Origin of the sequence: Micromonospora sp. NPDC005806, assembly GCF_042871425.1 — a bacterium.
In the GTDB taxonomy this organism is placed as follows: Bacteria; Actinomycetota; Actinomycetes; order Mycobacteriales; family Micromonosporaceae; genus Micromonospora.
Map to the genome: position 1 here is coordinate 160,600 of NZ_JBIAIL010000014.1, position 7,798 is coordinate 168,397.

The window sequence follows — 7,798 nt, forward strand, 5'->3', positions numbered from 1 at the left end:
ATCTGTCGCACATCAGTTGGCGGATGAATGTCGCGGATCTGGTGTCGGATCACAGAACGGGCTCGGTGGGGAACATCGCGAGCAGGGCCTCGGCGCGTGCCTGGATGATCCTCTCTCGCTCGGCGCGCTGGCGTGCGTCTGTGTGGGTGTCCTGACCGGTGATCTGTCCGGGCCATTTGCGGTAGAGCAGGCCGGGCTCCGCGATGAAGTAGCCGCGGCTCATGATGCTGAGGGCGAAGAGCAGGCCGGTGTCTTCGGAGGTGGGCAGAGCCATCCAGCCGCCCAGCGCGAGAAGGAGCTGCCGTCGGGCGCACAGCGTCGCGGGGTGCACGGGAAGGCGGTGGTGCTGGCGCCAATGCTGGTAGACGGTGCCGCGTTCGAACGGTCCGCCGGGTGGGTCGCTGTGCTCCCATCCGACGGTGGATCCGTCGGGCATGAGGTCGAGCACCCGGGCGGTGGTCCAACCCACGTCCTGGTGCTCGTCGAGGGTGTGGATATCTCGTGCGAGTGCGCCTTCGGTGAGTTGGTCGTCGGCGTCGAGCACCTTGACGAGTTCGCCTTCGGCGCGGCCGAGCGCGAGGGTGCGGGCAACGCCGGGTCCGCCGTGTCGGCCCATGCCGTAGCTGATTCGCTCGTCGTCCGGCAGGAAGTCCTCGATGGTGCCGGAATCCCCGTCCTCCTGGACGAGCCACTGCCACTGCCATCCGGCGGGCAGCTCCTGCTTGAGCAGTGAGGCGTACGCGTCGGTCAGGTAGGGCGCGCTGATCTCGTGAACGGGCGTGATGATCGAGACGACTTTCACCGCTTGCTCCACCGCTTGAGCTTGATGTCGTAGACGAGCTCGGTCCGGTCGCCCGGGTAGACGGCCTCGGCCACTTCCACCACTTTGTCGCTGGCGTCGATGCACGTCTTGTAAAGGGCGAGAACGGAAACGCCGGGCTCGATCCGCAGAATGTCCGCCTCGTCAGGCATCGGCGGCCGGGCAGTCACCTCGTCGGTGATGCGGTCGACCTCGACGCCGACGGTCGAGAGCTGGTGCTGCGTGCCGCCGGGCCAGGGCTCGTTGGTCTCGTCGAGTAGTGCGGGGTTCGCCGCCGCCATGTCGTAGAGCAGGTACGAGCGGGACATGCTCAGCGGGACGTCCTCATGCTTGGCGCTGGTCCAGTAGACCCGTTGGAGAAGCTGCGTTCCGGGCGGGACGCCGAATCGCCGGGCGAGGTCGTCGGTAGCTGGCACGGTTCGGTAGCGCGCGTGGAACTGGAGATCATCGACTGTCAGACCGGTGTCGCGCTCGGTGCCTCCGGTCGACCTTCGCTCGTCCTCCGACTGGTGGACGCGGTCCTTCTCCCACTGGTACCGCTCGATGTTCCTGCGTCGCACTCGCGCGCGTGGCGCGCGGACGTAGGTGCCGCGCCCCTGCTCGGCACGGACCAGGCCCCATTCGCGGAGCTGGCGGAGGGCGTTGCGCACGCTTGTGCGCGAGAGACCGGAGGATGCTGCGAGCTCGGTCTCGCTCGGCATCGGCTTCCCGGCGGGCATCTCCCCACTCAGGATCTTGTCGCGCAGCTCCTCGGCAAGCTGGACGTACCGGGGCCGCCAGTCACGTTCGATCACGTCGTCACGCTACCTCTCACCTGTTCACATGTCTGCCGTCCCGACATGTGGAACGCGGGCTGTTGACTTGTCTGCCAAGTAACATCTAGCCTTTCGTCAATGCACTTGGCAGACATGTCTACAAGCTTCCTCCCGATCGGGAGGGCTGAGACCAGGAGGTCAGGGATGGCAGTCCCGAACACGATCAAGGTTCCGGTTCCGTTCGACTACGTGTTCCCGCGTGGCGCGCTGTGCCTGGGTGTGGAGCCGGTGACGGACTTCGACAAGCGCGGTCAGGGTGATGACCAGGCGCGGGACAAGGACACGGGCGAGCGGCTGTGGGTGGTGAAGGTCCTGGACCTGGACCCGGAGGCCGGCAAGTTCGGCGGCTCGAAGGAAGTGAAGGTGAAGATCGCCGCGCCGGTGCAGCCGGTGCCGCCGGCGTCGAAGATCCCGGGCTATCCGCCGGCGGTGGAGTTCACCGACGTGACCCTCACGCCCTACGTCGACTCGCAGCGGTGCAAGGGCTCGGGGAAGTGCCGGGCACGGCAGGCGTGGTCGATCCGCGCCGGGGCCATGTCGGAAGCGGCCGACGTGAAGCAGGCGGCCTGACCAGATCTGGACGCGCGGGGCGGGCCTCTTCCGCCAAGTCGAATCCCGCCCCGCGCTAACCGTCTCTCCGTGGAAGGAGTTGGGCTGATGCCCACGGTATCGAACGCTGTCAGCATCGCCGGGAACCCGCGCCCCGGCCCGCACCGCCGCACCCACCGCCGCACCGTGATGCGCCTCGCCGGCCCCGGCATTCGGGCCGCCCGCGAGGTCTACACCACCATTCCCGCCGACGCGGTCCGTGTCGCTGCGCTGGTGGAGATCTCCGCCGCCGCCGCAGCCCTGGCGCGGACGGTGGTGAAGCTGCGCCACCTCGACCCGGACCTGATCGCCCCACACGTCTCCGACCGCGTCGACCTGCGCGCCGTCCTCGGGCGTGGCCGGTGGCTGCCGACCATGACCCGCCACGTCCCCGCCCCGCAGACGGGACCGGTCGACCTGGCCGCCCTCGTCCCGGCTCGCCCGGTGCGTCGTCGGGTGGTTCGTCGCCGTCCCGGCTCGCCGGGGCAGGGCTCCCTGTTCGCCGCCGCCGCAGGGGAGGGCTGAGCCGTGCCGCTGGTGAATGTGATTCGGGGTGATCGGATCGACCCGGCCCCGATCACCGTGCGTACCCCGGTCCTGCGGGTGCCGACGTGGCTGGCGCTGACCTGGTGGACCCTCAAGGGCTTCTGCCGCCTCGTCTGGCTGCTGCTCCGCTTCTGGTACGTCACCGCCCCGACAGTCGTGTTCGGCTGGCTCTACCTGCGCTTCGGCTGGGCGGGTCCGGTCGGCCTGCTCGCTGCCGTCCCGCTGGTCTCCGGGGCCTGGTGTGTGGCGCATCGGGACTCGTTCCTGCGGTTCGGATGGTGGCCGGTCCTGTCCTGCTACCGACGGATGGTCTACCGCCGGAAGTGGCACGCGGCGATGGTCACCGCCCGCCTCGCCATCTCCTTCGACCGGCACACGGTCCTGCCGATCCTCAAGGGCGTCCGGTGTGGTGCCGGGGTGGATGTGGTGACGGTGCGGATGGTCACCGGCCAGATCCCCGACGACTTCGCCAAGGTGTCCGAACGCCTCGCCCACACCTTCGGCGTCCGCCAGGTCAAAGCCGCCCCCGGCCGGCGCACCGACCTGGTGCTGCTGACCCTGTTCCGCGGTGACCCCCTCGCCAAGCTGGTGCGGCCGCTGCCGGTGCCGGCCGTGCCGGAATTCACCGCCCTGCCCGTAGGACGTCAGGAAGACGGCAACGGCTACGGGCTGCGGCTGTTCGGCACTCAGGTCCTCGTGGTGGGCGCCACCGGATCGGGGAAAGGCTCCGTCATCTGGTCCGTGGTCCGCTCCCTCGCCGCCGGAGCCACCACCGGCCTGGTACAGCTGTGGGGCTTGGACCCCAAGGGCGGCATGGAGTTGGGGATCGGCGCGCCGATGTTCGCCCGGTTCGCCTGCCGCGACTACCCGGCCATGTGCGACCTGATCGAGGACGCTGCCGCCCTAGCAAAGAACCGTGCCCGGAACCTGCACGGCCGGACCCGCCAACATGTCCCGACCCCGGACGAGCCGCTGATCGTCCTCGTCATCGACGAGCTGGCGAACCTCACCGCGTACCTGACCGACCGGCAGTTGAAAGACCGCATCAAGGCCGCCCTGTCGATCCTGCTGTCCCAGGGCCGCGCGGTTGGTGTGCACGTGGTCGCCGCGATTCAGGACCCTCGCAAGGAGGTGCTGCCGTTCCGGGACCTGTTCCCCACCCGCATCGGCCTGCGACTCGCGGAAGCCGCCCAAGTCGACCTGGTGCTCGGCGACGGGATGCGCGACCGAGGCGCACTCTGCGACCGCATCCCCCAGTCCCTGCCCGGGGTCGGGTTCGTGGTCATCGACGGTGATCCGACGCCGATGCGGGTCCGCTTCTCCTACCTCAGTGATGACGAGATCCGCGACATGGCCCACACCTACGGCCGACTCCGGGTCATCGACGGTGAAGTCCTGGACGGTGCCGCGTGAAACCCCACCCCACCCACACCCGCGCCGACCGCATCGAGGGCCTGGTCCTCGTCGTCATCCTCCTCACCGTCGCAGGCTTCGCCGGGGCCGCCTCGTTCACCCACGTCAAGGACTGGACCCTCGACAACTCACCCCAGGGGACCGGGCAGTGGTTCGGCTGGGCCAACGCCGTCATCTCCGAACTCGTCCCCGTCGCCGCCCTGCTCACCATCCGCCGCCGCAAGCGCACCGGCGGATCAGTCGGCTACCCGATGTTCCTGCTCGTCGCCGCCGTCGTCCTGTCCCTCGCCGCGCAGCTCGCCGTCGCCAAACCCGGCCTGACCGGCTGGCTGCTGTCCGCCGTACCCGCCCTGGCCTTCATGGGCCTGTCCAAGCTCATCCTCGGCACCACCCCGGCCCCGGCCACGGAACCCGCCGCCGCCCCGGCTCCAGTCGTCGCCCCGCCGGCCCGGCCGGTCGAGCCGCCCGCCCCGCCCGTCGAGCCGACGCCGGCCGCCACCGCGCCGGAACCGATCGCCCTGGTCCCGGTTGAACCGACCCGCCCGGCCCCGGTTGCCCCGGTGCCCCCGGCCGCGTTCGTCCGCCGCAACGGCACCCCGCTGACTCGGGAAGTGAGCCGATGACCATCACACCGGCGCTGCCCGGCCTCGACCCCACCCCGGTGGAGCCGCGGCCGGGCTCCCGGGCCGCCCGGATGCTCATGCCCCGCTCCGTCGACGTCGTGGCCGACCTGGCCGCCGACTACGGCGTCTGCACCCGCCCCATCTCCCTGCGCCGCACCGACCTCGACTCCGGGCAGACCGAGGTGATCGACCTGCCCTGCGGCGCAACGCAGGATGCCAAGTGCCCCGCCTGCGCCAAGCGTGCCCGCCGGCTGCGGCAGCAGCAGATCCGCGAGGGCTGGCACCGCGACGACGAACCCGACCCCGGCCCCCAACCTGCCACCGACGCGCAACGCGGCCTGATCGTCGCCCGGGCGCATCTCGAGTTCGCCCGCGACGAAGCGGCCCGCGCCTCCGAGTGGGATCAGGTCGCCGACCTGGACGACGCGATCGGAGAGCTGGAAGCCCAGATCACCACCGAAGGACTCCGGGGCCGACCCGCCCCACCCCACGCCAGCGACGACGACCAGGAGGCGGGTGACGGCAACCGCCGGGTGCGGTCGACCAAGCGGCGGCAGGACGCCCCGGATCTGCCCCGCTTACCGGTCGAGAACCGCACTGTCGGGCGGACCTTCGAGGGTCACGGCGGGCAGGTGTTCCGGCCGTCGATGTTCCTGACCCTCACCCTTGGCTCCTACGGGCGGGTGCACTCCGATGGCACGCCGGCCGACCCGGACGCCTACGACTACCGGCGAGCCGCCTGGGACGCGGTGCACTTCCCCCGCCTGCTGGATCGGTTCTGGCAGAACCTGCGCCGCGCGGTCGGCTGGAACGTCCAATACGCGGGCGCGGTCGAGCCGCAACGACGGCTTGCCCCTCACGCGCACTTCGCCATCCGAGGCACCATCCCCCGCACCCTCGTCCGCCAGGTCGCCGCCGCCACCTACCACCAGGTGTGGTGGCCCCCCGCCACCGAGCCGGTCTACGAACCGGGACGGGCGCCGCAATGGGACCAGGCAGCCGGCGGCTACACCGACCCCGGCACCGGCCGGCTCCTCCCGTCCTGGGATGACGCCCTGGACCTGGTCGACGCCGACGCCGAGCCGGTTCACGTTGTCCGGTTCGGCAGTCAGGTGGATGCCAAGGGCGTGCTCGCCGGCACCAAGGACGCCGACCGGTGCGTCGGCTACATCACCAAATACCTCACCAAGCAAGCCGCCGACTGCCACGACGTCACCACCGGCCGACAGCGGGCACACCTCGAACGGCTCTGGCAAGAACTGCGGCACACGCCCTGTTCGGAGCGGTGCGCCAACTGGCTGCTCCACGGCATCCAACCCAAGAAAGCCCGGCCCGGGTTGAAGCCCGGCAACTGCAAGAACAAGGTCCACAAGCGCGACACCCTCGGCATCGGCGGCCGACGCGTCCTCATCTCCCGCCAATGGTCCGGCAAAACCCTCACCGACCACCGCGCCGACCGCCGCGAATGGGTCAAGGCCCTGCTCGGCGTCACCACCGACGCCACCACCGCCCCGGCCCGCTCCGACACAGTGCGGCACGCCTGGGAACTCGCCAGACCCACCGACCCCGACGTCCCGCCCCTCGGCCATCGGGTCCTGCGAGCGATCTCCGAACGCATCCAATGGCGGGCACAGCTCGACGCTGCACGACGGGCCGCCGACCCGCCCGATGTTTCGGCAACCTCTCTCGACGCTCAGGACAAGGAGGAACGGTGACTGTCTCGGACGTTCGGCCAGTGCCAGTGCAGCTGTGGGAGCTGCCGGCTGATGACCTGCCGCCGCTGTTGCTCCGCCCAGAGCAGGTGGCTCGGGTCCTGAACGTCGGCCGGTCCAAGGTCTTCGACCTGATCCGCTCCGGCAAGCTGCGGTCGGTCAAGGCCGGCGGTTCACGCCGGATCTCGGCAACTGCCCTGCGGGAGTACGTGGCTCGCCTGGAAGCCGGGGAGAACTGATGGGACAGGACGAGCAGCCGACAGCGGCGCGGAAGCCGCGGCGGTCCAAGCGCGGCAACGGTGAGGGCTCGATCTACCTGCGCAAAGACGGTCGCTGGACGGCGGCGTACTTCGTGCCGAAGCCGGGCGGCGGGGAGTCACGGCGCTACGTCTACGGACGGTCGCCGGAGGAGGTGGAGACGAAGCTTGTCGAGATCCGCAAGCAGGTCCGAGCGGGCGCACCTGTCGCTCCCGCCGGCCTGACGGTCGGCCGGTACCTCGAAGAGTGGATGGAGCAGGTAGCCGCCCCTCGGGTGCGGCCGAACACAGCCCGGTCGTACCGGGACCTGATCGCGAAGTACCTCGTGCCGAGACTCGGGCGGAAGCGCCTGGGCCAGCTGGGCGCCCGAGACGTTCGGCAATTCCTCGCCGCACTCTCGGCCGACGGCGTTGGCGAGCGGACGGCGCAGCTGACGCACGCGGTGCTGCGGGCGGCCCTGGAGGACGCCATGCGGGAAGAGATCATCCCGCGCAACGTGGCGAGGCTGGTGCGGGCACCTCGGCCGGCGAAGCAGGAGCGGGAGCCGTTGACGGTCCAGCAGGTCCGGACGCTGCTCACCTTGACCCGGCATCACCGGCTGCATGCGCTGTTCGTGGTGTTCGCGGTGCTCGGTCTTCGCCGTAGTGAAGCGTTGGGCCTGCGGTGGGATGACGTGGACCTGGAGGCGGGTGTCCTGCGGGTTCGGCGCAGCCTGCATCGGGTGGCGGGGCAGTTGGCGACCTTCCCGACGAAGACGCAGCGTTCTGCGCGGGCGGTGCCGCTGCCGGCATTGGTCGTCCGGGCGCTTAGGGATCACCAACGCGCCCAGGAGGCGGAACGGCTGGCGCTCGGGGCGAAGTGGCCGAGCCTCGGCTACGTCTTCACCACGCCGATCGGCACCCCGCTGGATCCGCGCAATTGCACGCGACTAAGGCGTGTTTCAAAAGTTGGGTGGGTCTGATCGAAGTCACGGCGTGGCGGTGATCGATAACTGAAGAGGTCTCCGGTATCTGGTTCTGCGAC

General features: G+C 70.1%; 9 protein-coding genes. 7 read left to right on the forward strand and 2 right to left on the reverse strand.

Features of this window, described 5'->3' with window-relative positions; all coding sequences use genetic code 11:
- Nucleotides 1–49: 49 nt before the first annotated feature.
- Together ACFYOS_RS17425 and ACFYOS_RS17430 are read right to left on the reverse strand one after the other, a co-directional pair.
- Nucleotides 50–802, reverse strand: coding sequence for a glycosyltransferase family 2 protein (locus ACFYOS_RS17425; RefSeq protein ID WP_387141997.1), 753 nt, complete (start codon nt 800–802; stop codon nt 50–52).
- Nucleotides 799–1,614, reverse strand: coding sequence for a GntR family transcriptional regulator (locus ACFYOS_RS17430; protein WP_387142000.1), 816 nt, complete (start codon nt 1,612–1,614; stop codon nt 799–801). The genes ACFYOS_RS17425 and ACFYOS_RS17430 overlap by 4 nt, the downstream gene beginning before the upstream one ends.
- Nucleotides 1,615–1,713: 99 nt before the next feature.
- On the opposite strand from ACFYOS_RS17430, the gene ACFYOS_RS17435 reads away from it, so the two are divergent.
- The 7 genes from ACFYOS_RS17435 to xerC all read left to right on the forward strand — a co-directional run bounded on the left by ACFYOS_RS17435 (nt 1,714) and on the right by xerC (nt 7,736).
- Nucleotides 1,714–2,205: a hypothetical protein gene (locus ACFYOS_RS17435; protein ID WP_387142003.1), complete on the forward strand. Its 492-nt coding sequence runs from the start codon at nt 1,714–1,716 to the stop codon at nt 2,203–2,205.
- 87 nt (nt 2,206–2,292) lie between these two features.
- The gene (locus ACFYOS_RS17440) at nt 2,293–2,748 is read left to right on the forward strand and encodes a hypothetical protein (protein WP_387142006.1); all 456 of its coding nucleotides are present in this window, start codon (nt 2,293–2,295) and stop codon (nt 2,746–2,748) included.
- 3 nt (nt 2,749–2,751) lie between these two features.
- Nucleotides 2,752–4,182 (forward strand): FtsK/SpoIIIE domain-containing protein, encoded by a 1,431-nt coding sequence (locus tag ACFYOS_RS17445; protein WP_387142008.1) that lies wholly within the window; start codon nt 2,752–2,754, stop codon nt 4,180–4,182.
- On the forward strand, nt 4,179–4,805 hold the full coding sequence (locus ACFYOS_RS17450; protein ID WP_387142011.1) for a DUF2637 domain-containing protein: 627 nt from the start codon (nt 4,179–4,181) through the stop codon (nt 4,803–4,805). Before ACFYOS_RS17445 ends, ACFYOS_RS17450 begins: the two co-directional genes overlap by 4 nt.
- Entirely contained in the window at nt 4,802–6,520 is a 1,719-nt protein-coding gene (locus tag ACFYOS_RS17455) for a replication initiator (protein WP_387142014.1), read from the forward strand. Before ACFYOS_RS17450 ends, ACFYOS_RS17455 begins: the two co-directional genes overlap by 4 nt.
- A 20-nt stretch (nt 6,521–6,540) precedes the next feature.
- Nucleotides 6,541–6,756 (forward strand): helix-turn-helix domain-containing protein, encoded by a 216-nt coding sequence (locus ACFYOS_RS17460; RefSeq protein ID WP_387142017.1) that lies wholly within the window; start codon nt 6,541–6,543, stop codon nt 6,754–6,756.
- Complete coding sequence (gene xerC, locus ACFYOS_RS17465) at nt 6,756–7,736, forward strand: tyrosine recombinase XerC (protein WP_387142020.1); 981 nt, start codon at nt 6,756–6,758, stop codon at nt 7,734–7,736. Before ACFYOS_RS17460 ends, xerC begins: the two co-directional genes overlap by 1 nt.
- Nucleotides 7,737–7,798 lie beyond the last annotated feature (62 nt).

Excerpts from the sequence above, each read along its gene's own strand:
- ACFYOS_RS17435 (WP_387142003.1), top strand. The coding sequence starts at position 1,714 with ATGCACTTGGCAGACATGTCTACAAGCTTCCTCCCGATCGGGAGGGCT.
- ACFYOS_RS17440 (WP_387142006.1), top strand. The coding sequence starts at position 2,293 with ATGCCCACGGTATCGAACGCTGTCAGCATCGCCGGGAACCCGCGCCCC.
- ACFYOS_RS17455 (WP_387142014.1), top strand. The coding sequence starts at position 4,802 with ATGACCATCACACCGGCGCTGCCCGGCCTCGACCCCACCCCGGTGGAG.
- xerC (WP_387142020.1), top strand. The coding sequence starts at position 6,756 with ATGGGACAGGACGAGCAGCCGACAGCGGCGCGGAAGCCGCGGCGGTCC.